The sequence below is a fragment of the Stenotrophomonas rhizophila genome, from assembly GCF_020857975.1.
GTDB lineage: Bacteria > Pseudomonadota > Gammaproteobacteria > Xanthomonadales > Xanthomonadaceae > Stenotrophomonas > Stenotrophomonas rhizophila_C.
The window spans coordinates 1-21350 of the sequence record NZ_JACWUO010000009.1; the positions used below are offsets into that span (position 1 = coordinate 1).

A 21350-nucleotide genomic window follows, 5' to 3' on the forward strand; every position below is an offset into this window, starting at 1 on the left:
CGTGTTCTTTGGTTACTTTCTTGCACGAGCAAGAAAGTGACTCGCGCCCCGCAGGGGCACGAAACGCTTTTGAGGTTGTCCGCGAAGCGGAAACAGCAACGCCAATGCCAATGCCAATGCCAACGCCAACGCCAATGCCAATGCCAATGCCAATGCCAATGCATCCGGACAATGGCCGGCTGTAGTCCCACACATAGGCGAAGAACCAAAAAAAAAGCCGCACCCTTGCGGATGCGGCCCTGGGAATGCTCGGAGGCTGATCCTGCCTCCATCCGTCGTCCCTGCTATGGACTTCCATTCTCCGGATCGCTCATGACACCGTCGTGACACGGGTTGTCGCCAATGCCGCTATACGCAATCACTCAATTCTGACTAGAATCCGACGATGAAGCCTGACGAACAGACCCGCCTGCTCGAAGAATGGTTCCAGTTCGCCGTCGAAGATCCGCTAGTCATCGATTCTGACTGCATCAATACCGAAGCCACGGGCAACATGTGCAGCTTCTCCCAGGCAGGTCGATCGGTGCCGGAACCAGGGGCGCTGGTAGCCTGGATCCAAAGGATTGCCGCCCACCGAGCCACGCAGCTGCATGGCCACGCTGTGACTTTCTATTATTGGCACGATATGCAGGCGCGTCAGCTGCGTTTGAGTCTGGTATCGCGCTCGCATGGGCGCTTGCCTTTTGGCTGCCACCATGTCGAGACGCCCGATATCGACAGCGTGGTGCGATCCGTCGTGGTCGACGACTGGCGGAATCCGAAGTACATGGCGCGCGAGGAGGGCTGCAGGCCGGACGAAGCCGTTGTGGATATGCCGTTCTTTACGGAGGAGCATCCTCTGAAGGTTGGGGTCATTCCTCTGGGCTGAACGGAGAGGCGCGTTCACCGGCGGCCACCCCGCGCGCTGCTAGCCTTCGATGCCCACTCCCTGGAAGTAGCGTATGAGCCGTCCCCATTGGCGCCTGATCCTCAACGGCAAGTCCGCCGGCAACGACGCGCTGCGCGACGCCGTGCACGCGCTGCGCGAGCGCGGCGTGCAGCTGGAGGTGCGGGTGACCTGGGAAGACGGCGATGCCGAGCGCCATGTGGCCGAGGCGATCGAACACGGCGTGGACACCATCATCGCCGCCGGCGGTGATGGCACCCTGAGCGAAGTGGCGCAGACGCTGGCCCATCGCGACGAAGACGCCGCCACGCTGCCATCGCTGGGCCTGGTGCCGCTGGGTACCGCCAACGATTTCGCCAGCGCCGCCGGCATTCCGGACGATCCGCTGCAGGCGCTGGCGCTGATCGAGCACGCCGCGGCCCGCCCGGTCGACCTGCTCGATATCGATGCCGACGGCAAGCACTGGTGGTGCGCCAACGTGGCCAGCGGCGGCTTCGGTACCGAGGTGACGGTAGAGACCGACGAGGGCCTGAAAAAGATGCTGGGCGGGCTGGCCTACCTGGTCACCGGGATCTCGCGGCTGGGCCGGATCGATCCGATCCAGGCGCGCCTGCAGGCACCGGGTTTCAGCTGGGAAGGTGGCTTCATCGCGCTGGGGATCGGCAACGGCCGGCAGGCCGGCGGTGGCCAGGTGCTGTGCCCGGACGCACTGGTCGACGATGGCCTGCTGGATATCACCGTGATTCCCGACCTCAGTGGCGAGGTCGGCGCCACCTTCGCCGCCCTGGTCAAGGGCGGCAAGCAGGGCGCGCTGGAGCAGGTGGCCACGCGCATGCAGGCGGCGTGGGTGCAGATCGATGCGCCCCAGCCGATCACCCTCAACCTGGATGGCGAACCGGTGCAGGCGCGTCGTTTCCGCATCGCCTGCGTGCCCGCCCGGATACGCATGCACCTGCCGGCCGACAGCGCGCTGCTGGCCGCCACGCGCGCCGACGCCGCGCTGCAGCCCGGCTAGCGGGCGCGTCCCGCCCGGCCTGCGCATGGCCGCAGGGCCGGTGCCGGGTTCCATCCGGTGCCGCCAATGCGGTACAGTCGCCGGGTGTCCATTCTGACGACCCCGCATACCCTTTCTTCCGCTCGCCGCTGGTGGCGATGGTGGCCTGTAGCCGTCGTCCGTCCCGCCACCGCCGTTTCCCGGAAGGAAAGTCGTCTTGATCACGTTCGAGCAGTTCCAGCAGCAGGCCGCTGAAGGCCACACCCGCATCCCCGTCGTCCGCGAAGTGCTGTCCGACCTGGACACGCCGCTTTCGGTCTATCTGAAGCTCGCCGACGGCCCGCATACCTATCTGTTCGAATCGGTCGAGGGCGGCGAACGCTTCGGGCGCTATTCCATCATCGGCCTGCCGGCGCGCCGGGTGTATGCCTTCCACGGCCATACCCTGACGATCAGCGAATCCGGCCAAGTGGTCCAGACCCGTGAGGTGGCCGACCCGTTCACCGAGGTCGAGGCGCTGCGCAGCGCCCACTCGGTGCCCAAGCTGGCCGGCCTGCCGGGCTTCACCGGCGGCTTGGTCGGCTGGTTCGGTTTCGAGTGCATCGGCTACATCGAACCGCGCCTGGCCCCGCCGCGTGGCCGCGACGAGCTGGGCACGCCGGACATCCTGCTGCTGCAGTCCGAAGAGCTGGCGGTGTTCGACAACCTCAAGGGCCGCCTGTACCTGATCGTGCATGCCGACCCGGGCCAGCCCGGCGCCTGGGATGAGGCCCAGGCCAGGCTCGATGCGCTGGTGGCAAAGCTGCGCGCGCCCGGCGCGGGCTACCCGGCACCGATCACCCGCGATGTGCTCGACGAGAACGATTTCGTCTCCGGATTCACCCGCGAAGGCTTCATCGCCGCGGTGGAAAAATCCAAGGAATACATCCGCGCTGGCGACATCTTCCAGGTGGTGCTCAGCCAGCGCCTGAGCGTGCCGTTCCAGGCGCGCCCGGTGGACGTGTACCGCGCGCTGCGTGCGCTCAATCCCTCGCCGTACATGTATTTCCTCGATACCGGCGAGGTCCAGGTGGTGGGCTCCTCACCGGAGATCCTGGTGCGCCTGCAGGATGGTGAAGTCACCGTGCGCCCGATCGCCGGCACCCGTCCGCGTGGCGCCACCGTGGAAGAAGACAACGCGCTGGAAGCCGAACTGCTGGCCGATCCGAAGGAGCGCGCCGAGCACCTGATGCTGATCGACCTGGGCCGCAACGATGCCGGCCGCGTGTCCAAGGCGGGCACGGTGGAGGTGGGCGAGCAGTTCGTGATCGAACGCTACAGCCATGTCATGCACATCGTCAGCGAAGTCACCGGCCAGCTGCAGCCCGACCTGAGCTATGCCGATGTGCTGCGTGCGACCTTCCCGGCCGGCACGGTCAGCGGCGCGCCCAAGATCCGCGCGCTGGAAGTGATCCGCGAGCTGGAACCGATCAAGCGCAATGTCTACGCCGGCAGCATCGGCTACATCGGCTGGCATGGCGATGCCGACACCGCCATCGCGATCCGCACCGCGGTGATCAAGGACGGCCGCCTGCACGTGCAGGCCGGCGCCGGCATCGTCTACGACTCCGACCCGGGCAAGGAATGGGACGAGACCATGAACAAGGGCCGCGCGCTGTTCCGTGCGGTCGCCCAGGCCGCCAAGGGCCTGTGAGCCCGTCGCGCCGCGGCATCGCCGCGGCACCTGCTGCACCATCTGACAAGGAACACCGCATGAAGCTGTTGAGCGCATTGCTGTTGTCGACGACGTTGGCCGTGGCCGCCGCACCGGCCTGGGCGCAGGCCAATACCGTTCCCTCCCAGCCGCACCTGCTGGTGAAGGGCGAAGGCTCACGGACGGTGATGCCGGACCGCTTCACCGTGGACCTGTTGGTGAAGGCCACCGATATGCAACCGGACACGGCCCGCAAGCAGGTCCAGGACAATGTCGCCAGCGTGCTGGCGGCATTCAAGCGCCATCGCGCGGTTGCCGACACCGTGCGTGCGGACAACCTGATGATCCAGCCGGAAATGCGCTACGCCAACAACCGGCAGGAGTTCATCGGCACGCGCGTCAGCCGCCGGGTACGCGGCAGTTTCGACAACACCGACGCGCTGCAGGCCTTCCTGCGCGATACCAACGCCAGCGAAGACCTGCAGATCAGTTCGTTGCAGCCGGGCTATTCGAAGGAAGCCTCGTTGCGCGCCGAACTCAAGGCCGAGGCCGCCGCTCAGACCCGGCAGTCCGCGCAGGGTCTGGCCCAGGCCTATGGCGCCCGCATTACCGGCCTCTACAGCATCTCCGATGTCGCCCCGAGCTTCGCCTATGGCGTGCAGGCGGGCAGCTGGCCGCCTGCGCGGGGCAGTATCGTGTCGCCGCCGTCGCCGCCGTCGCCGCCTGCTCCAGCGGCGGCAGGCTATGAAGCCTCCGGATCGCGGGTGGCCGAATCGGTCCAGGTCGGGCCGATCAGCATCACCGAACACGTGTACGCCATCTTCCTCATTACCGACGGATCCTGATTATGTTGTTGATGCTCGACAACTACGACAGCTTCACCTACAACCTCGTGCAATACCTGCAGACGCTGGGCGCCGAGGTCAAGGTGGTGCGCAACGACGCCATGAGCGTCGATGAAATCGCCGCGCTGGCGCCCGAGCGCATCGTGATTTCGCCCGGCCCGTGCACGCCCAACGAGGCGGGCGTGTCACTGCAGCTGATCGACCGGCTCGGCCCGACCACGCCGATCCTGGGCGTATGCCTGGGCCACCAGGGCATCGGCCAGGTCTACGGCGGCGATGTGATCCGCGCCGGCACCATCATGCACGGCAAGACGTCGGCGATCCGGCACGAAGGCAAGGGCGTGTTCGCCGGCCTGCCGGACCGCTACCAGGCCACCCGCTACCACTCGCTGGTGGTGGACAAGGCCACCTTGCCGGACTGCCTGGAAGTCACCGCCTGGACCGAGAACGAGGATGGCACGGTCGAGGAAATCATGGGCCTGCGCCATCGCCAGTACCCGGTCGAAGGCGTGCAGTTCCATCCCGAGTCGATCCTCACCGAGCACGGCCACGCGCTGCTGAAGAACTTCCTGCTGCGCTGAGGCGCCGCATCCGTACCGCAAAGGAACCCCGCATGACCTTCTCCCCCCAGGAAGCCCTGCAGCGCACCATCGAGCACCGCGAAATCTTCTTCGATGAAATGGTCGACCTGATGCGCCAGGTGATGCGCGGCGAGGTATCGCCGGTGATGACCGCCGCGATCCTCACCGGCCTGCGGGTCAAGAAGGAGACCGTCGGCGAGATCGCCGGTGCGGCCACGGTGATGCGCGAGCTGGCGCTGGCGGTGCCGGTGGCGGACAAGACCCACCTGGTCGACATCGTCGGCACCGGCGGCGATGGCTCGCATACCTTCAACATCTCCACCTGCGCGATGTTCGTGGTGGCTGCCGCCGGGGCCAAGGTGGCCAAGCACGGCAACCGCAGCGTGTCGTCCAAGTCCGGCAGCGCCGATGCGGTTGAAGCACTGGGCGCGGTGATCGACCTGCGCCCGGAACAGGTGGCGCGTGCGATCACCGAGACCGGGATCGGCTTCATGTACGCGCCGATGCACCACCCGGCGATGAAGGTGGTGGCCCCGGTGCGCCGCGAAATGGGCGTGCGCACCATCTTCAACATCCTCGGCCCGCTGACCAATCCGGTCGGCGCCACCAATGTGCTGATGGGCGTCTTCCATCCGGACCTGGTCGGCATCCAGGCGCGCGTGCTGCGCGAGCTGGGGGCCGAACGCGCGCTGGTGGTGTGGGGCCGCGACAACATGGACGAGATCTCGCTCGGCGCCGGCACCCTGGTCGGTGAGCTGCGCGACGGCAAGGTACGCGAATATGAGATCCACCCGGAGGATTTCGGCATCGCGATGTCGGCCAGCCGCAACCTGAAGGTGGACAACCCCGAACAGTCCATCGCCATGCTGCGCGCGGTATTGGACAACCAGCCCGGCCCGGCGCTGGATATCGTGGCGCTCAATGCCGGCGCGGCGCTGTATGTGGCCGGCGTGGCCGACAGCATCGCCGACGGCCTGGCCCGTGCCCGCGCGGCGATCGCCGATGGCAGCGCCAAGTCGCGGATGGCCCAGTACGTGGCGGCCACCCAGCGCATCCGTGATTGAGCGCGCAGTTCGCGCCGTACCCCGGTCTGGCCGATAATGGCCGGCCTGAAGGACCTGAACGACATGAGCGACATCCTCGATACCATCCTGGCCCGCAAGGCCGAAGAAGTCGCCCAACGCCGTGCCCAGGTGCCGCTGGAGGCGCTGATCGCGCGGGTTGGCCAGGCCCCGCCGGTGCGCGGCTTTGCCGAGGCGCTGCGTGCCTCGGTCGCGGCCGGCAACCCGGCGGTGATCGCCGAGATCAAGAAGGCCAGCCCGTCCAAGGGCGTGATCCGCGCCGATTTCCATCCGGCCGATATCGCCGTCAGCTACGAGTTCGGCGGCGCCAGCTGCCTGTCGGTGCTGACCGACGTGGATTTCTTCCAGGGCAGCGATGCCTACCTGCAGCAGGCGCGCGAGGCCTGCACGCTGCCGGTGCTGCGCAAGGACTTCGTGATCGACGCCTACCAGGTCTACGAGGCGCGCGTGCTCGGTGCCGACTGCATCCTGCTGATCGTGGCGGCACTGGACGACCTCCAGCTGGCCGAGCTGTCCGGCCTGGCCATGCAGCTGGGCATGGACGTGCTGGTGGAAGTGCATGACATCGACGAGCTGGAACGCGCCATCCAGGTTCCGGTACCGCTGATCGGCATCAACAACCGCAACCTGCGCACCTTCGAGGTCTCGCTGCAGACCACCCTGGACATGCGCAATGCGGTGCCGCGCGACCGCCTGCTGGTCACCGAAAGCGGCATCCTCGGCGCCGACGACGTCAGCCTGATGCGCAACGCCGGCGTGCATGCGTTCCTGGTCGGGGAGGCGTTCATGCGCGTGGAAGAGCCCGGCGAGGGCCTGCGTCAGCTATTCTTCAGCGCATGACTGCGATCTATCCGACGCCGCGCGAGGACGCCCCGCTGGTGGTCTTCGATTTCGATCACACCCTGTACGACGGTGACTCGGGCAGCCACCTGTTCGCCTGGCTGATCCGGCGCAATCCGCTGCGGCTGCTGGCCGCCCTGCTGGCCACCCCGGTGCTGGGCCCGCTGGTGGCGCTGCTGCCCACCCGCCGCCGCGGCATTTCCGGCTATGTGTGGATCGCCACGTTCGGCCTGCACCGCGCGCGCGACTTCAACAAGGTCATCGACCGCTACGTGCTCACCCACGAGGCCGACATCCGCCGCCGGCTGCTGCCGGTGGCCCTGGAGGTGTTCGCCGCGCACCGCCTGGCCGGCGACCGGGTGGTGGTGGCCACCGGCGCACCCCCCGAGCTGGCCCGGGCCATCCTCACCTTCGTCGCCCACCAGGGCGTGCCGGTGATCGGCAGCGAGGTCGGCCCGTGCCTGGGCGCGGTGATCGCTACCCGCCACTGCCACAACGAAGAAAAGATGCGGATGCTGCGCGAGCGCGGCTATGCCGGGATCGCCATCGCCTATTCGGACAGCAGCGCCGACCTGCCGCTGTTGCTGGCCGCCAGGGCGCCGGTAGTGGTCAACCCCAAGGCCTCACGGGTGGCCTACTTCCGCCAGGTGCTGCCGCCGGGCACGCCGGTGCTCAACTGGGGCTGCGTGGACCGCGCCGGCGACCCGGTCTGAGCGGGCAGGAACCGGGCGATCCCGGGTGCGGCGGCCGATCCGGCTGTCGCATCAGGCCTGCACCGCGCGCCATTGCAGTACCGCCTGGCCGATCTGGAACAGGCTGATGGCCAGTACCAGTACGCCCACCCCCACCAGCACCCAGCGTTCCTTGACCCGCTTGACCAGCAGCGCGGCCACCGGGGCGGCCATCATCCCGCCGATCAGCAGGCCGGCGACGATGTTCAGGTACTGCAGGCCCATGGTGAGCAGGAAGGTGATCGATACCGACAGGGTGACCACGAACTCGGCCGCGTTGACCGTGCCGATCGTGGTCCGGGCCTGGCCGCCACGGGCGAGCAGGGTGGAGGTGGCCACCGGGCCCCAGCCGCCACCGCCGCTGGCGTCCAGCAGGCCGGCCACGAAGCCCAGCACGCCCACCCGCCGCACTTCCTGGGCCGGCACCAGCCGCCCGGCCGCGCGCAGCAGGATGAACACCGCCAGCACCAGCAGATAGCAGTAGATGAACGGACGGATCAGTTCGCCGGGCAGCTGGGTCAGCACATAGGCGCCGAGCACCCCGCCGGCCGCGCCGGGCAGGGCCAGGCGCAGGAACAGCCTGCGGTCGACATTGCCGGCCACCAGGTGCGAGACGCCCGAGGCGCCGGTGGTGAAGACCTCGGCGGTGTGGATGCTGGCGCTGACCGCCGCTGGCGGCAGGCCCATGCTCAGCAGCACCGACGAGGAGATCAGCCCAAAGGCCATGCCCAGCGCGCCATCCACCAGTTGCGCGCCCAGGCCGATCAGGATGAACCAGTAGAATTCGCTGCTAAGTTCCATGCCAACAGCCTAGCGGCGACAGGTGAAGAGCGCGGTAGCGCGCCGACGGTGCGGGGATCGGAGGGCCCCGGCCGGGGTGGATACGTGGCTGGGTATCAACGCGTGCCGTACAGCACCACGGTCTTGCCGCGGGCATGCAGCAGCCCGTCGGTCTGCAGCTTCTTGAGCACGCGGCCGGCCATTTCACGCGAGCAGCCGACCAGCCGGGCCAGTTCCTGGCGCGACACGCGCAACTGGGTGCCCTGCGGGTGGGTCATCGCCTCCGGCTCGCGCGACAGGTCGTGCAGGGTGCGTACGATGCGGTCGGTGACGTCCAGGAAGGCCAGCCGGCTGGCTTTCCTGCTGGTGTCGAGCAGGCGCTTGGACAGCTGCTGGCCGATCGAGTACAGCAGGCGCGGGGCATCGGCCGACAGCGGGCCCAGGAACAACTGATGCAGCCTCTCGTAGCTGATCTCGGCCAGCTCGCACGGGGTGCGGGTGCGCAGGATCACCTCACGGCGGTCGGACTCCACGAACAGGCCCATCTCGCCGACGAACTCACCTGAACCGAAGTAGCCGAGGACCAGCTCGCGATCGTCCTCTTCCTCAGCAATTATAGAGACCGAGCCGCTGATCACGTAGTAAAGGGTGCCAGCCGGGTCCCCCGGGCGGAACACGTCCGTACGGGCGGGATAGCGGCGACGGTGGCTGTGGGCCAGGAAGCGGTCGATGGTTGCTATATCCAGGGCCAATGGACTTGTGGCAAGGCGCACAGTTGACACGATTGAGGCGCTCCCTTTGCTCATGAACAATTCACGGCTATGTCCCGGGAGCTTAACGATCGGAATTGTTAAGGGCAAACAGAGCACAGCTATTGCTTTCAATGCAAGTTTCGCCCCCGATCACTTTGCCCCATAATTGCGTCTTTCCCACCACACACAGGATCGACCGCCGTGGTCAAGCCGTTGCCTCGCCTGAGGCTGCAGGGTTTCAACAACCTCACCAAGGCGCTGAGCTTCAACATCTATGACGTCTGTTACGCCCGCACCGAAGAGGAGCGTCAGCGTTACATCGAATATATTGATGAAGAGTACAACGCCGATAGGCTGACTCAGATCCTGACCGACGTCGCCGAGATCATCGGCGCCAACATCCTGAACGTGGCCCGCCAGGACTACGACCCCCAGGGTGCCTCGGTGACGATCCTGATCTCCGAAGAGCCGGTGATCGACAAGAAGCAGGCCGGCAAGGAGCTGATCTCCGATGCCGTGGTGGCGCACATGGACAAGAGCCACATCACCGTCCATACCTACCCGGAAACCCATCCGCAGGAAGGCATCGCCACGTTCCGCGCGGACATCGATGTGGCTACCTGTGGGGTGATTTCGCCGCTGAAGGCCCTGAACTACCTGATCGAGAGCCTGGAATCGGACATCGTGATCATGGATTACCGCGTGCGTGGCTTCACCCGCGACGTGAAGGGCAAGAAGCACTACATCGATCACAAGATCCACTCGATCCAGAACTTCCTGGCCAAGAACATCAAGTCGCGCTACGAGATGTTCGACGTCAACGTCTACCAGGAAAACATCTTCCACACGAAGATGCACCTGAAGGACTTCGACCTGGACCAGTACCTGTTCGAAGAGAAGGCCAAGAACCTGTCGTTCAAGGAACGCATGAAGATCGAGGCGCTGCTGCGCCGGGAGATCGAAGAGCTGTTCCACGGACGCAACCTGGCCGAGTAACGCGACAACGCACCACCCGTCCGGGGCGACCCGGGCGGGGCTGCACAGGCGGGACGGCCCGCCCTGTGGAACCCCGGTTTTGCGCAAAAACAGGTTCCACGGAAGTCAACCGACGACGGTCCGGTGTGAAAACACCGGGCCGTTCTGTTTTTCCGGCCCCTTGTGGCCGGCCGGGCGGCCGTCACGGATCGACGACCCAGGTTCCCGGCAGCGTTTCACCCCCACATCCCATTAGGAGTCTCCCCCCATGCCCTGGATTTATCTGCTGCTGGCCGGCCTGTTCGAAATCGGCTTTGCGATCGGAATGAAGTATTCGGACGGCTTCAGCAAGCCCTTGCCCACCCTGGCCACGGTCGCTGCGGCGCTGGTCAGCCTGTACCTGATGAGCCAGGCGATGAAGTCGATCCCGGTCGGCACCGCCTACGCGATCTGGACCGGCATCGGTGCGTTGGGCGTGGCCGTGCTGGGCATCGCCCTGTTCGGCGACAGCGCCTCGCCGGCGCGGCTGGCCTGCGTGGGCCTGATCGTGGCCGGCGTGATCGGCCTCAAGCTGGTGTCGGGGTGAGCGCCGCCCTACCAACGGTAGGGCGCTACCGGTGGGTGCCGCGCCCCGGGCGGTAGGTATCGACCGTTGGTCGATACGGCCCCCATCCGGTAGGTACCCACCGTTGGTCGATACGGCCCCCCTCCGGTAGATACCCACCGTCGGTGGGTACGGCGGTCAAACCCGGTACGCAATCGTCTTCATGACCTTGGACGCCAGCGCCATCACCGCCGGGATCGGGAACGGCAGCCTGCGTGCGCCGGCATGTTCGGCATGGTCGGCATGGCGGGCCTCGTCGACCTTCATCACGGCCAGGATCTCGCGGCTGCGCAGGTCGCCCGCGGGCAGGGTGAGCAAGTGCTCCTCCAGGTGCGCCTCGACCTGGCGCTCGGTTTCCACTACAAAGCCCAGGTTCCAGCCGTCGCCACGCAGGCCGGCCAAGGTGCCGATGGTGTAGCTGCCGGCGTACCAGACCGGGTTGAACAGGCTGGGCCGGCTGTCCAGCTCGCGCAGGCGCCGGGCGCACCAGGCCAGGTGGTCGGTCTCTTCCTGGGCCGCCTCCAGCAGGTGGGCCCGGGTCTGGGCTTCGCGGGCCACCGCGGCCTGGCCGAAATACAGGCCCTGCGCGCAGACCTCGCCGACATGGTTGATCCGCATCAGCCCGGCGGCGTGGCGGCGCTGCCCCGCATCCAGGACCACCTCGGCGGCCTGCGCCGGGTAGGGGCGGCTGGCCGGCGGGTTGCCGAACACCGTGTCCAGCGCGCGCTGGGCTTGGGTCAGCAGGTGATCGAGCGGGGTGATCTGGCGGGCAGCGGTCATGATGGGGTGCGGCGGGGCGGGGGACCGTCGATTCTCGCCCCCGCAGGGCCGCCGTGCCAAGCCGGCCAGGGGGCAACTTGCATGTGGCCGGGCGGGCCGGTACAATCCCGCCTCTTCACAACGCGTGGCAGAGTTCCGGCCGTACAGCGCCGTAATGAGCCCGACCTACTTGAGTTCTTTCATGAGCACTTTCACTGCAAAGTCCGAGACCGTCCAGCGCGACTGGTATCTCGTCGACGCTTCCGGCAAGACGCTGGGCCGTCTGTCCACCGAGCTGGCCCGCCGTCTGCGCGGCAAGCACAAGCCGGTTTACACCCCCCACGTTGATACCGGTGATTACCTGGTTGTCATCAATGCAGAAAAGATTGTCGTCACCGGCAACAAGCTGCAGGACAAGCTGTACCACCGCTTCACCGGCTACATCGGCAACCTGAAGACCGAAACTCTGGCCCAGGCGCTTGAGCGCCACCCGGAGCGTGTCATCGAGACCGCCGTCAAGGGCATGCTGCCGAAGGGCCCGCTGGGCCGCGCCATGTACCGCAAGCTCAAGGTGTACTCGGGTTCCGAGCACCCGCACGCCGCTCAGCAGCCTCAGGTTCTGGATATCTAATCATGGCTATCACGCAAAACTACGGCACCGGCCGCCGCAAGTCCTCCACCGCCCGCGTGTTCCTGCGCAAGGGTGCCGGCAACATCACCGTCAACGGCCGTCCGCTGGACGAGTTCTTTGGCCGTGAGACTGCACGCATGATCGTGCGTCAGCCGCTGGAACTGACCAAGAACACCGAAAGCTTCGACATCATGGTCACCGCCGCTGGCGGTGGTACCACCGGTCAGGCCGGTGCGATCCGTCTGGGCATTGCCCGTGCGCTGGTCGAGTACGACGAAACCCTGAAGTCCGAGCTGCGCAAGGCTGGCTTCATGACCCGTGACGCCCGTGAAGTCGAGCGTAAGAAGGTCGGCCTGCACAAGGCACGTCGCGCCACCCAGTTCTCCAAGCGCTGATCCATCGCGCCTGGCGTGGGATCCTTCGGGATCCCGCTGGGAGGTACGCAAAAGCCCGGCTTCGGCCGGGCTTTTGTCGTTTGTGGGGTGTGTAATGCACCCGTCGCATTCGGGCCGGACGTGGATACCGATCAACGGCCGGTGCCTACCGAATGCGTTCCATTGTCATGCCGCCATCGCACGTGGCCAGCCTGCGTACAGTCGATCGAAATGCGGCCCAACCAGCGCGGGCGTTCCGCGCATTCCAACGGCGCGCAGCGCCCCGTGCGGCATCAGCCGAGGCAGCCCCCTTGGAGTACAAGGGGGCGCGCCGCCAGGCGCGGGGATGTGGAGGCAAACAAGGCTGACCCCAACCTTGCTGCGCAAGGTTGGGGTGCTGGGCGCCATGCGCCCAGCCAGCCGCCCAAATAAACAGAAAAAGGCCGATCTTTCGATCGGCCTTTTTCTGTTTATTTGGCTGCCCCGGATGGATTCGAACCACCGAATGCCTGAGTCAGAGTCAGGTGCCTTACCGCTTGGCGACGGGGCAATATGTGCGTGCAAGTATTGCACTTTTTCCCTATGAAACCAAGCAGAACTTGGTGGCTATGGGTGGACTCGAACCACCGACCCCAGCATTATGAGTGCTGTGCTCTAACCGGCTGAGCTACATAGCCTAGGGAGCCGGTAATTCTGGCGATGCCAAGCGTATCTGTCAACACCTTTTCACCGCGCTTGTGAGTGGGCAGCCGGCGTGGCACAGTCCCGACCAGTAGATTTTCTAGGAGTCCGCATCGTGATCGATCCGGACGGCTACCGACCGAACGTCGGTATTGTGCTGATGCGGCAGGATGGGCAGGTTTTCTGGGCACGACGTGTGCGCCGGGATGGCTGGCAGTTCCCGCAGGGCGGCATGAATACCGATGAGACCCCGGTTGAAGCCATGTATCGCGAGTTGCACGAAGAAACCGGGCTGCTGCCCGAGCACGTTGAAGTGCTCGGCGCCACGCCGGGGTGGCTTCGCTATCGGTTGCCGGCACGGGCCATCCGCCGCAATGAAAAACAGGTCTGCATCGGCCAGAAGCAGGTCTGGTTCCTGCTGCGCCTGTCCGGCGATGAGTCCCATGTCAGTCTGGACCACACCGACAGCCCCGAATTCGACCAGTGGCGCTGGGTCGATTTCTGGTACCCGGTCGAACATGTGGTGATGTTCAAGCGTGGCGTGTATGCGCGTGCGCTGCGCCACCTGGCGCCGTTGGCGCGGGGGGTAGCCGGGACCGGGGTGGAATCGATGCCCAAGTCCGCGCAGGAGGCCTGGATGCCCGGCAACACAGCCGGCCACGACCGGCCGCGCAAGCGCCCGGCCAACCGGGGCTACTGGCCGAAGAAGGCCAAGGCCGAGCCGGGGATCCCCTGAGCAGGCGCCACGGCCCGGGCGGGCGCTGAACCGTATCGAGAATGATTCAGCTTCGAAATTGACAACCATTCTCGTTTCGATTGGAATAGCGGCAGGCCGTTCCTGGCCTGCCAGCCGAGTCCGCACGTGTACGTCTGCATCTGCAATGGGGTGACCGACCACCAGATCCGCGAAGCCGCGCACAGCGGTGTCGTGAGCGTGTCCGAGCTGACCATGCGCACCGGTTGCGGCGCCACCTGCGGTTCCTGCCTGGACATGGCCGCCGACCTGCTGGCCAAGGCCCGCGCCACCCACGACCTGCCACTGCCGGTCCTCGATCTGGCCCAGGTCGCCTGAAGGCTCCCTGGCGTCTGCCGGGCTCGACGTTGTCTCCTGCTCCTGAACGTGACCGCCCTACGGGCGGTGCCGCGCATTGTCCCTTCAGCCCTCCGCTTCTGTCGGGTGAGGGGCTCTCTTGGAGTCCAAGGGGGCGCGCCGCCAGGCGCAGGGTTGTGGAAGCATCACCGGGGGCCACGATCCGCGCTGCGGATCGTGGACAAGCTCAGTTCGCGGTACGCGCAACTGAGCACGATTCGCGTTCCCTCATGCTTTGTTGCGACGCGCTACAGTGCGCGCGATTCCACGCAGCAGGAGCAAGCTCATGAAGGGCGACGCCAAGGTCATCGAATTTCTCAACAAGGTCCTCTACAACCAGCTGACCGCGATCAACCAGTACTTCCTGCACGCCAAGATGCTGAAGAACTGGGGCCTGAAGGAACTGGCCGAGCACGCGTACAAGGAATCGATCCGCGAGATGAAGCAGGCCGATGCACTGGCCGACCGCATCCTGTTCCTGGAAGGCCTGCCCAATTTCCAGGCGCTGGGCAAGCTGCGCATCGGCGAGAACCCGCCGGAAATCCTGCAGTGCGATCTGAGCCTGGCCAACGACGGCGCGGTGGTCCTGCGCGATGCGGTGGCCCATGCCGATGCGATTGCCGACTACGTCAGCCGCCAGCTGTTCGTGGCCTTCCTTGAAGCCGAGGAAGAGCATATCGACTGGCTGGAAACCCAGCTGGACCTGATCGAACGCATCGGCGAACCGAACTACCTGCTGACCAAGCTGGAAGGCTGATTCAGCCCTGCAGCGGTGCGTGCAGGCCGGCCTGGTAGCCGGCCAGCGCGATCCGTGCACGCGCGAACTCGGCGATCAGCAGCGCCACCGCCACGGCGGGGCGCTCCAGCGTGCCGGCGCGCGCATCGTGTTCGATCCGGCGCGCGGCCACCGACAATGCGGTGGCCCCGACATTGGCACTGGCCGACTTCAGGCTGTGCGCGAGCGCGCGCAGCTGGTCCAGGTCGGCGGCGATCGAGGCGTCCTGCAGTTGCCGGATCAACGGCGGGGTGTCGTCCAGGAATACGCCGATGATCCGCGCGGTCTCGGTGCCGATCACCTCGAACAATTCATCCAGCACGCTGGCGTCCAGCACCGGCAACGGATTGTCCGGGCTGCCATCGTCGCTGGCCAGCCCCGCCTCCAACTCCGGTGCCGGCAGCGGGCCGTCAACAGCCAGCGCGGCCGCGCCCTGCCAACGTTGCAGGCAGGCCAGCAGCGAGCTGCGGTTGACCGGCTTGGACAGGTAATCGTCCATGCCCGCCTGCAGGCAACGCTCGCGGTCGCCGGCCATCGCATTGGCGGTCATCGCCACGATCGGCAGGCGCCGCGCGCCCACGGCGGCTTCGTGCGCACGCCACTGGCCGGTGGCCTGGTAGCCGTCCAGCACCGGCATCTGGCAATCCATCAGCACCAGGTCGAAGCGTTGCGCGCGCAGGCGCTGCAAGGCCTGCTCGCCATCGGTGGCGGTGACCACCTCGCAACCCAGTACCTGCAGCAGGCGCTGGGCGACCAGCAGGTTGACGCTGTTGTCCTCGACCAGCAGCAGGCGCAGGCCCAGCGGGGCGGCCTCTTCGCTGTCGACGGCCGCGTCGAGTTCGGCCAGCAGCGGTGCCGGCCGCGCGCTGGCCATGGCCGGGCGCAGCAGGGTGTGCAGTTCGCTGTCGGCGGCATCACGCGGCAGCTGCCGGGCCGCGTCCAGCAGCAGCGGCGGCAGCGCGTCGCGGCCCTGCAGCCACAGCAACTGCGGCGCCGGCTGGCGGCCATCGTGCAGCACGGCGCGGTGCAGCGCGGTGGCGCCATGGCGCAGTGCATCGGTGTCGGCGATCACCCAGGCCAGCTCCGGCTCGATGCCGGGGCGCTGCGGCGCGCGCAGGATGTCCAGCGCCGCCGATGCGTTGTCCACGCTGTGCAGGCGGATATCGTGGTGCTGCAGCACCCGCTCCAGGCGCTGCACCAGCAGGCTGTCCTCGCTGACCAGCAGGGCGCGGGTGGTGCCGGCCATGGCCGGCAGGTCGCCGATCACCTTCAGCAGCGGAATCTCGAACCAGAACGTGGCGCCGCGGCCGCGCGTGGAACTGACCCCGATACGGCCATGCATCAGGTCGATGATGCGCTTGCAGATCGCCAGCCCCAGCCCGGTGCCGCCGTACAGGCGCGTGGTCGAGGCATCGGCCTGGCTGAAGGACTGGAACAGCCGCGACTGCAGCGCATCGTCGATGCCGATGCCGCTGTCGATCACCTCGAAGCGCAGCTGGTGCTGGGCGCTGGTTTCGCCCTGGCGCAGTACGCGCACGCGGATCTGGCCGCGTTCGGTGAACTTGATCGCGTTGACCAGCAGGTTGCCCAGCACCTGGCGCAGCCGCACCGGATCGCCGCGCACCGACAACCGCACCGCCGGGTCCAGTTCCAGCGACAGCTTCAGGCCCTTGGGCTCGGCGCTGCGCTGCATCAGCTGCACCAGCCCTTCGAGCAGTTCGCGCAGGTTGAACGTGGTGATTTCCAGGTCCAGGCCCTTGGCCTCCAGCCGCGAGTAATCGAGGATGTCATCGACGATGCGCAGCAGCTGCTGCGAACTGACCGTGGCGGTCTGCAGCATCTGCCGCTGGTCGTTGCCGAGCTGGCCGCGCGCGATCAGGTCGAGCATCGGCAGGATGCCGTTGAGGGGCGTGCGGATCTCGTGGCTCATCGTGGCCAGGAACTCGCCCTTGGCCAGCGCGGCCGCTTCGGCGGCCTGCTTGGCGCGCAGCAGCTCCTGTTCCAGCACGCCCTGCTGCTGCACCGCGCGCTGCAACTGGTCGCGCTCGCCGGCCAGCGCCTCGCCGCGCCGCTGCAGCAGCTGCAGGCGCTGCTGTGCATCGCGCCAATGGCGGACACAGGCCAGCGTGCCGATGACTGCCAGCACGCCCGCCGCGGCAGCGATCAGCGGCCACGGGCCGCGGACGCCGGCGGCGGCCATCGCCGCGCCGGCAGCGGCCACGGCGGCAGCCATCGCCGCCAGCCAGAGCGCTGCAGGAACCCGTCCCTGGGCCGCCATGGTCACAGCACCGCGTTGTGGAAGTCGAAATTCAGTTCACTGCCGGCCGACTGCACCATGTTGCCCTGGATGAAGTCGACCCCGCCCATCCACATCGCCGCGGCGGCCTGCGGGTCTTCGATCTGCTGGCCGATGATCTGCAGCCCGGCGCGGTGCGCCAGTTCGATCGCACCGCGCAGTTCGTCGCGGGTGGCCTGGTTGGCGTGGCTGCTGGAGAAGCGCGCGGCCATGCGCACGAAACTCAGTGGCAGCTGGCTCAACAAGGCATCGGCTTCGCTGCCCGGTTCGAACTGGCTCAGGCAGAAGCGCACCCCGGCCGCGCTCAGGCGGTTGCAGAACTGCTGCAGGGTGACGGTGTGGATCAGGGCATCGGGCAGGCGCACATCGATGATCAGCGCGCTGCCGTCTATCTGGCGGCGTTCCAGCGATTCCAGCAGCCAGTCGGCAAAGGCATCGCGGGCCAGCGTGCGCAGCGACTGCGACACGAACAGGCTCAGCGGCTGGGTGGCATGGCGGTACAGGTCGAGCAGGCCCAGCGCGTGGTCGAGCACCTGCTGGTCCAGGTCGGCGATGCGCCCGGCCGCCTCGGCGGCCGGAATCACCTGGCCGGCGGCCAGCACGCTGCCGTCGGCCTGGCGCAGCCGCAGCAATACCTGGTACTGCGCGGTGTTGCCACCGGCCACCGCGACGATCGGCTGGTAGGCCAGTTCCAGCTGGCCTTCCAGCAGGGCCAGGTGTTCCTGTGCGGCCACGTCCTCGCGGCGCACGTGCGCGGCCACGCCGGCACTGAGCAGGCGCGCCTGCAGGGTGGTGCGTTCGACCGCTTCCAGTGCCGCGCCGGCATCGCTGAAGCCCAGCGACAGCTGCGCATGGCCGACCACCCCGCGCAGGTGCACCGATTCGTCGTCGCGGATCACGAAGGCGCGCGCGGACAGCTGTTCGCGCAGGTTCCGCGCCACCGCGTCCAGGCCTTCCTCGTCGATGCCGCGGGCCAGCACCAGGAAGCTGTTGTCGTTCAAACGCGCCAGAAGGTGCGGGTGCGCGGTGTCGGCCAGGCGCTGCGCGGCCTGGATCATCAACCGTTCGAAGGCGGCATAGCCGTAGCGTTCGCGCAGGCCCAGCGCGCTGGCCACCTCGATGAAGAACAGGCCGCCATGGTCGCGGTGGGCCAGGCACGCGCCCAGCTGCTGCATCACATGGTGGCGGGTGGGCAGGCCGGTCTCGGGGTTGTTCATCGCCGGGGCGCCGTGCGCGCCGGGCTGGGTGGCCGCCTGTGCGCGCGCGCGGCGGATCCGGTTGGAGACCGCGGCGATCAGGTGGCGCGGGCGGATCGGCTTGCTGAGGAAATCGTCGGCGCCGCTGTCGAGCACTTCGAACTGGCGCTCCGGGTCCGGGTCGCCGCTGAGGAACACGATCGGCAGCAGCTGCTGGCCCGGTTGCTGGCGGATCAGCGCGGTCAGGCGCATGCCGTCCAGGCCGGGCAGGTGCAGGTCCATCAGGATCAGGTCGGGGCGGTTCTCGGCGATCGCCTGCTGCACGCCTTCGGCATCGCTGTGCACGGTGGCCTGCATGCCGGCACCATGCAACACGCTCTGCGCGAACAGCGCCTGCGAACGGTCATCCTCGACGATCAGCACCCGGTACGGCGCATCCAGGCCCAGCGGCGGCAGCGGGGCCTCGTCCACGGCCACCGGGGCGGCCGGCAGCGGTGGCGGCGGGGTGGCGCTGATCGGCGTGCCCGCGGTCAGCGGCACCACGTTGCTGGGCGCCGGCTCGGGCGCGGCTGCACCGGCCCAGCGTTGCCAGTGGTCGGCGGGCGGGGTTTCAGCGCGTACGGCGCGGGTGGATGCAACAGCGTTGTCGTGGACGGCCATCAGTACTCCCAGTCTGCGGCGCAATTATGCCGTGCATGAACCAATTTACGGTGGCGGGGCATCACGGTCGGCCAGCACGCCGGGGCTGGGCAGCGGGTTTTCGCCCGCCTGCCGCAGCAGCCAGCGCATGCCCTTCCACAGCGTGCGCCAGACCAGCCAGACCACCAGCGCCCCGGCCAGGCTGCAGCCCACCACCACGATCAGCGCCAGCCAGGGATGGGCCAGCGCCAGGGCCAGGCCACCGATCACCACGGTGTCTTCGGCGGCCGAGGCGATCCAGTTGCTGGCCGGTTCCGGCGAGGTATTGAGCAGGGCGCGGGTGCCGGCCTTGAGTCCGTGGCTGGCCAGCGCCACCCCGGCGCCGGCGACCAGCGCGGTACCGCCGAGTTCGCCATCGGGCGACAGCGTGGCCGCGGCCAGGAATGCGCCGGCCGGGACCCGGGCCAGGGTCTGGACCAGGTCCCAGACCGAATCCACCCCGGGAATCTTGTCGGCGACGAATTCGGCGATGGCCAGCGCCGCCGAGGTGCCCAGCACCCACCACGACTCGGTGGCCTGCAGTGCCGGTGGCAGCTCGACCCAGCCGAGCAGGCCGGCCAGGCCGACCCCGAACACGGTCAGGTATACGCGGATGCCGGCCAGCCAGGCCAGCAGGATGCCGACAACGAACAAGTGGGCTTCGGTCATGGCACGCGCTCCGGCCGTAAAGTGTGCACAGGCCCACACTATCGGGGATGACGTCGATGAACGCCACCGCCGCAGGGCTGCCGAACACGGAAAATGGGCCGGCCCTGACTTACACTAGCCAGTCGCTCGTTCCAACAGGGGCCGTGGCGGTATCGCCGCAGTGGCGGTCCCGCGGAAATCTGCCATGAACCACCCGACGCCTTCCCGTATCCAGATCCGCCGGCCCGGCACGCCGCCCGTGCAGGATCGCCGACGCCTGGCCATTCTGGCCGGGATATGGCTGTTCAGCCTGGTGCTGGCGGTGTTGCTGGGGCGCTGGACGGCCAGCCCCGGCGGCGATGTCGGTGCCCAGCTGAGCGCCGCCGAACGCCGCGCCGAAGCCCTGAACAAGCAGGTGGTCGAGCTGCAGCAGCGCCAGGCCACGCTGCAGGCGTCGGACCGCATCAGCCGCGCCGCCAACAACGAGGTGCAGGCCTCGCTGGGCGAGCGCGACGAGGAAATCGCCGGCCTGCGCGCCGATGTGGCCTTCTACGAGCGGCTGGTCGGGGCGACCAGCCAGCGCAAGGGCCTGAACACCCATTCGGTGGAATTCAGCCCGGAAACCGGCGGCACCTGGCAGTACGCGGTGGTGCTGACCCAGAACCTGAACCGTGGTGCGATCAGCCAGGGGCAGATGCGCTTCACGGTGGAAGGCGTCAAAGGTGGCAAGTTGACCTCGGTCAGCTGGGATGAGCTGCACCAGCGCACCAAGGTGCCGGGCCAGGAATATTCCTTCCGGTACTTCCAGCAGCTCACCGGCAGCATCATCCTGCCGAAAGACTTCACCCCGCAACGTGTGCGGGTCACGCTGGGATCCGGTGCAGGGGGCGCCACCCAGGTTTTTGATTGGAAGCAGGCCGGAGCACCGGCTGCACCATCGGCGAATGAAGGGGAGTAAGCCCATGTTTGGCAGCAACAAGTCCAACCGCGACGGACATCTGGTCGTGGATGCGCTGATCGGCGCGCAGGTGGTGATCCGCGGCGACGTGGAATTCAGTGGTGGCCTGTATGTGGAAGGCACCATCCTGGGCAAGGTGATTGCCGCCGACGGCGCGGCCAACGCCACGCTGACCCTGGCCGAGCAGGGCAACATCGAGGGCGAGATCCGCGCCCAGGTGGTGGTGATCAGCGGCCGGCTGGACGGGGATGTCCATGCCAGCGAGCGGGTTGAACTGACTCCCACCGCACGGGTCAGCGGCAACATCCACTACCAGGTGGTGGAAATGAACGCCGGCGCCCAGCTGACCGGCCGCCTGATCCACGGTACCGGCCAGATGGCGGCCCTGCCGCCGCCGGCCGAGGACGCCGCGGACAAGGGCAAGGAAGGCGCGGCCCGCAAGAAGCTCGCCGAGGCCATGGCCTGAACGCGTGAGTGCTTGAAAGCGTGCCCATGCACCCC

23 protein-coding genes and 2 tRNA genes are annotated in these 21350 nt (G+C 67.3%); 17 read left to right on the forward strand and 8 right to left on the reverse strand.

Going from position 1 to position 21350, the window contains the following annotated elements; genetic code table 11:
* Positions 1-385 precede the first annotated feature (385 nt).
* From IC535_RS10345 to IC535_RS10380, 8 genes are all read left to right on the forward strand, one after another.
* Positions 386-868, forward strand: a complete 483-nt coding sequence (locus IC535_RS10345) for a hypothetical protein (protein ID WP_228885879.1) — start codon at positions 386-388, stop codon at positions 866-868.
* A gap of 73 nt (positions 869-941) precedes the next feature.
* A complete protein-coding gene (gene yegS / locus IC535_RS10350; protein WP_228885880.1) occupies positions 942-1901 on the forward strand; it encodes a lipid kinase YegS in 960 nt (319 codons plus the stop codon).
* Between the two features lie 196 nt (positions 1902-2097).
* A complete protein-coding gene (gene trpE, locus IC535_RS10355) occupies positions 2098-3573 on the forward strand; it encodes an anthranilate synthase component I (protein ID WP_228885881.1) in 1476 nt (491 codons plus the stop codon).
* A 59-nt stretch (positions 3574-3632) separates the two neighbouring features.
* Entirely contained in the window at positions 3633-4418 is a 786-nt protein-coding gene (locus IC535_RS10360; protein WP_228885882.1) for an SIMPL domain-containing protein, read from the forward strand.
* Positions 4419-4420: 2 nt separating this feature from the next.
* On the forward strand, positions 4421-4999 hold the full coding sequence (locus IC535_RS10365; protein ID WP_228885883.1) for an anthranilate synthase component II: 579 nt from the start codon (positions 4421-4423) through the stop codon (positions 4997-4999).
* Between the two features lie 32 nt (positions 5000-5031).
* Positions 5032-6063, forward strand: coding sequence for an anthranilate phosphoribosyltransferase (gene trpD / locus IC535_RS10370; RefSeq protein WP_228885884.1), 1032 nt, complete (start codon positions 5032-5034; stop codon positions 6061-6063).
* Positions 6064-6126: 63 nt separating this feature from the next.
* The gene (gene trpC / locus IC535_RS10375) at positions 6127-6921 is read left to right on the forward strand and encodes an indole-3-glycerol phosphate synthase TrpC (RefSeq protein ID WP_228885885.1); all 795 of its coding nucleotides are present in this window, start codon (positions 6127-6129) and stop codon (positions 6919-6921) included.
* Complete coding sequence (locus IC535_RS10380) at positions 6918-7634, forward strand: haloacid dehalogenase-like hydrolase (RefSeq protein ID WP_228885886.1); 717 nt, start codon at positions 6918-6920, stop codon at positions 7632-7634. The genes trpC and IC535_RS10380 overlap by 4 nt, the downstream gene beginning before the upstream one ends.
* A 51-nt stretch (positions 7635-7685) precedes the next feature.
* On the opposite strand, the gene IC535_RS10385 is transcribed toward IC535_RS10380, so the two are convergent.
* The gene (locus IC535_RS10385) at positions 7686-8453 is read right to left on the reverse strand and encodes a sulfite exporter TauE/SafE family protein (protein ID WP_228885887.1); all 768 of its coding nucleotides are present in this window, start codon (positions 8451-8453) and stop codon (positions 7686-7688) included.
* Positions 8454-8548: 95 nt separating this feature from the next.
* Positions 8549-9238, reverse strand: coding sequence for a cAMP-activated global transcriptional regulator CRP (crp, locus tag IC535_RS10390; protein WP_228885888.1), 690 nt, complete (start codon positions 9236-9238; stop codon positions 8549-8551).
* A 147-nt stretch (positions 9239-9385) separates the two neighbouring features.
* Here crp and speD point away from each other — a divergent pair, with 147 nt between their 5' ends.
* Complete coding sequence (speD, locus tag IC535_RS10395; protein ID WP_228885889.1) at positions 9386-10180, forward strand: adenosylmethionine decarboxylase; 795 nt, start codon at positions 9386-9388, stop codon at positions 10178-10180.
* Between the two features lie 247 nt (positions 10181-10427).
* Complete coding sequence (sugE, locus tag IC535_RS10400; RefSeq protein WP_228885890.1) at positions 10428-10745, forward strand: quaternary ammonium compound efflux SMR transporter SugE; 318 nt, start codon at positions 10428-10430, stop codon at positions 10743-10745.
* A 156-nt stretch (positions 10746-10901) separates the two neighbouring features.
* Here the strand turns inward: sugE and coq7 are convergent, their stop codons facing one another.
* Positions 10902-11543 carry a 2-polyprenyl-3-methyl-6-methoxy-1,4-benzoquinone monooxygenase gene (gene coq7, locus IC535_RS10405; RefSeq protein WP_228885891.1) on the reverse strand — a complete coding sequence of 214 codons (642 nt, stop codon included), beginning with the start codon at positions 11541-11543 and terminating at the stop codon, positions 10902-10904.
* A gap of 181 nt (positions 11544-11724) precedes the next feature.
* Between coq7 and rplM the strand changes: the two genes are divergently transcribed.
* Positions 11725-12153 carry a 50S ribosomal protein L13 gene (rplM, locus tag IC535_RS10410; protein ID WP_038685795.1) on the forward strand — a complete coding sequence of 143 codons (429 nt, stop codon included), beginning with the start codon at positions 11725-11727 and terminating at the stop codon, positions 12151-12153.
* A 2-nt stretch (positions 12154-12155) separates the two neighbouring features.
* Complete coding sequence (gene rpsI, locus IC535_RS10415; protein ID WP_017354549.1) at positions 12156-12548, forward strand: 30S ribosomal protein S9; 393 nt, start codon at positions 12156-12158, stop codon at positions 12546-12548.
* A 454-nt stretch (positions 12549-13002) separates the two neighbouring features.
* On the opposite strand, the gene IC535_RS10420 is transcribed toward rpsI, so the two are convergent.
* Positions 13003-13077 (reverse strand) — tRNA-Gln (locus IC535_RS10420).
* Positions 13078-13127: 50 nt separating this feature from the next.
* A tRNA-Met gene (locus IC535_RS10425) sits at positions 13128-13204 on the reverse strand.
* Positions 13205-13323: 119 nt separating this feature from the next.
* Here IC535_RS10425 and IC535_RS10430 point away from each other — a divergent pair.
* The 3 genes from IC535_RS10430 to bfr all read left to right on the forward strand — a co-directional run bounded on the left by IC535_RS10430 (position 13324) and on the right by bfr (position 15055).
* Complete coding sequence (locus IC535_RS10430) at positions 13324-13944, forward strand: RNA pyrophosphohydrolase (RefSeq protein ID WP_228885892.1); 621 nt, start codon at positions 13324-13326, stop codon at positions 13942-13944.
* Between the two features lie 126 nt (positions 13945-14070).
* Positions 14071-14280: a (2Fe-2S)-binding protein gene (locus IC535_RS10435; protein WP_228885893.1), complete on the forward strand. Its 210-nt coding sequence runs from the start codon at positions 14071-14073 to the stop codon at positions 14278-14280.
* A gap of 304 nt (positions 14281-14584) precedes the next feature.
* Positions 14585-15055, forward strand: a complete 471-nt coding sequence (gene bfr / locus IC535_RS10440) for a bacterioferritin (RefSeq protein WP_228885894.1) — start codon at positions 14585-14587, stop codon at positions 15053-15055.
* A 1-nt stretch (position 15056) separates the two neighbouring features.
* Here the strand turns inward: bfr and IC535_RS10445 are convergent, their stop codons facing one another.
* Genes IC535_RS10445 through IC535_RS10455 form a run of 3 tightly spaced genes read right to left on the reverse strand, consistent with a single transcriptional unit; the run spans position 15057 to position 19912 of the window.
* Positions 15057-17315, reverse strand: a complete 2259-nt coding sequence (locus IC535_RS10445) for an ATP-binding protein (RefSeq protein WP_228886019.1) — start codon at positions 17313-17315, stop codon at positions 15057-15059.
* A gap of 38 nt (positions 17316-17353) precedes the next feature.
* On the reverse strand, positions 17354-19225 hold the full coding sequence (locus IC535_RS10450) for an EAL domain-containing protein (RefSeq protein ID WP_228885895.1): 1872 nt from the start codon (positions 19223-19225) through the stop codon (positions 17354-17356).
* Positions 19226-19270: 45 nt separating this feature from the next.
* Positions 19271-19912, reverse strand: coding sequence for a DUF4126 domain-containing protein (locus IC535_RS10455; RefSeq protein ID WP_228885896.1), 642 nt, complete (start codon positions 19910-19912; stop codon positions 19271-19273).
* Between the two features lie 184 nt (positions 19913-20096).
* Here IC535_RS10455 and IC535_RS10460 point away from each other — a divergent pair, with 184 nt between their 5' ends.
* Together IC535_RS10460 and IC535_RS10465 are read left to right on the forward strand one after the other, a co-directional pair.
* Positions 20097-20849 carry a DUF6776 family protein gene (locus IC535_RS10460; protein WP_228885897.1) on the forward strand — a complete coding sequence of 251 codons (753 nt, stop codon included), beginning with the start codon at positions 20097-20099 and terminating at the stop codon, positions 20847-20849.
* Between the two features lie 4 nt (positions 20850-20853).
* A complete protein-coding gene (locus tag IC535_RS10465; protein WP_228885898.1) occupies positions 20854-21315 on the forward strand; it encodes a bactofilin family protein in 462 nt (153 codons plus the stop codon).
* Positions 21316-21350: the final 35 nt, after the last annotated feature.

Excerpts from the sequence above, each read along its gene's own strand:
- IC535_RS10345 (WP_228885879.1), top strand. The coding sequence starts at position 386 with ATGAAGCCTGACGAACAGACCCGCCTGCTCGAAGAATGGTTCCAGTTC.
- yegS (WP_228885880.1), top strand. The coding sequence starts at position 942 with ATGAGCCGTCCCCATTGGCGCCTGATCCTCAACGGCAAGTCCGCCGGC.
- IC535_RS10360 (WP_228885882.1), top strand. The coding sequence starts at position 3,633 with ATGAAGCTGTTGAGCGCATTGCTGTTGTCGACGACGTTGGCCGTGGCC.
- IC535_RS10365 (WP_228885883.1), top strand. The coding sequence starts at position 4,421 with ATGTTGTTGATGCTCGACAACTACGACAGCTTCACCTACAACCTCGTG.
- trpD (WP_228885884.1), top strand. The coding sequence starts at position 5,032 with ATGACCTTCTCCCCCCAGGAAGCCCTGCAGCGCACCATCGAGCACCGC.
- trpC (WP_228885885.1), top strand. The coding sequence starts at position 6,127 with ATGAGCGACATCCTCGATACCATCCTGGCCCGCAAGGCCGAAGAAGTC.
- IC535_RS10380 (WP_228885886.1), top strand. The coding sequence starts at position 6,918 with ATGACTGCGATCTATCCGACGCCGCGCGAGGACGCCCCGCTGGTGGTC.
- IC535_RS10385 (WP_228885887.1), bottom strand. The coding sequence starts at position 8,453 with ATGGAACTTAGCAGCGAATTCTACTGGTTCATCCTGATCGGCCTGGGC.
- crp (WP_228885888.1), bottom strand. The coding sequence starts at position 9,238 with ATGAGCAAAGGGAGCGCCTCAATCGTGTCAACTGTGCGCCTTGCCACA.
- sugE (WP_228885890.1), top strand. The coding sequence starts at position 10,428 with ATGCCCTGGATTTATCTGCTGCTGGCCGGCCTGTTCGAAATCGGCTTT.
- coq7 (WP_228885891.1), bottom strand. The coding sequence starts at position 11,543 with ATGACCGCTGCCCGCCAGATCACCCCGCTCGATCACCTGCTGACCCAA.
- rplM (WP_038685795.1), top strand. The coding sequence starts at position 11,725 with ATGAGCACTTTCACTGCAAAGTCCGAGACCGTCCAGCGCGACTGGTAT.
- rpsI (WP_017354549.1), top strand. The coding sequence starts at position 12,156 with ATGGCTATCACGCAAAACTACGGCACCGGCCGCCGCAAGTCCTCCACC.
- bfr (WP_228885894.1), top strand. The coding sequence starts at position 14,585 with ATGAAGGGCGACGCCAAGGTCATCGAATTTCTCAACAAGGTCCTCTAC.
- IC535_RS10450 (WP_228885895.1), bottom strand. The coding sequence starts at position 19,225 with ATGGCCGTCCACGACAACGCTGTTGCATCCACCCGCGCCGTACGCGCT.
- IC535_RS10455 (WP_228885896.1), bottom strand. The coding sequence starts at position 19,912 with ATGACCGAAGCCCACTTGTTCGTTGTCGGCATCCTGCTGGCCTGGCTG.
- IC535_RS10460 (WP_228885897.1), top strand. The coding sequence starts at position 20,097 with ATGAACCACCCGACGCCTTCCCGTATCCAGATCCGCCGGCCCGGCACG.
- IC535_RS10465 (WP_228885898.1), top strand. The coding sequence starts at position 20,854 with ATGTTTGGCAGCAACAAGTCCAACCGCGACGGACATCTGGTCGTGGAT.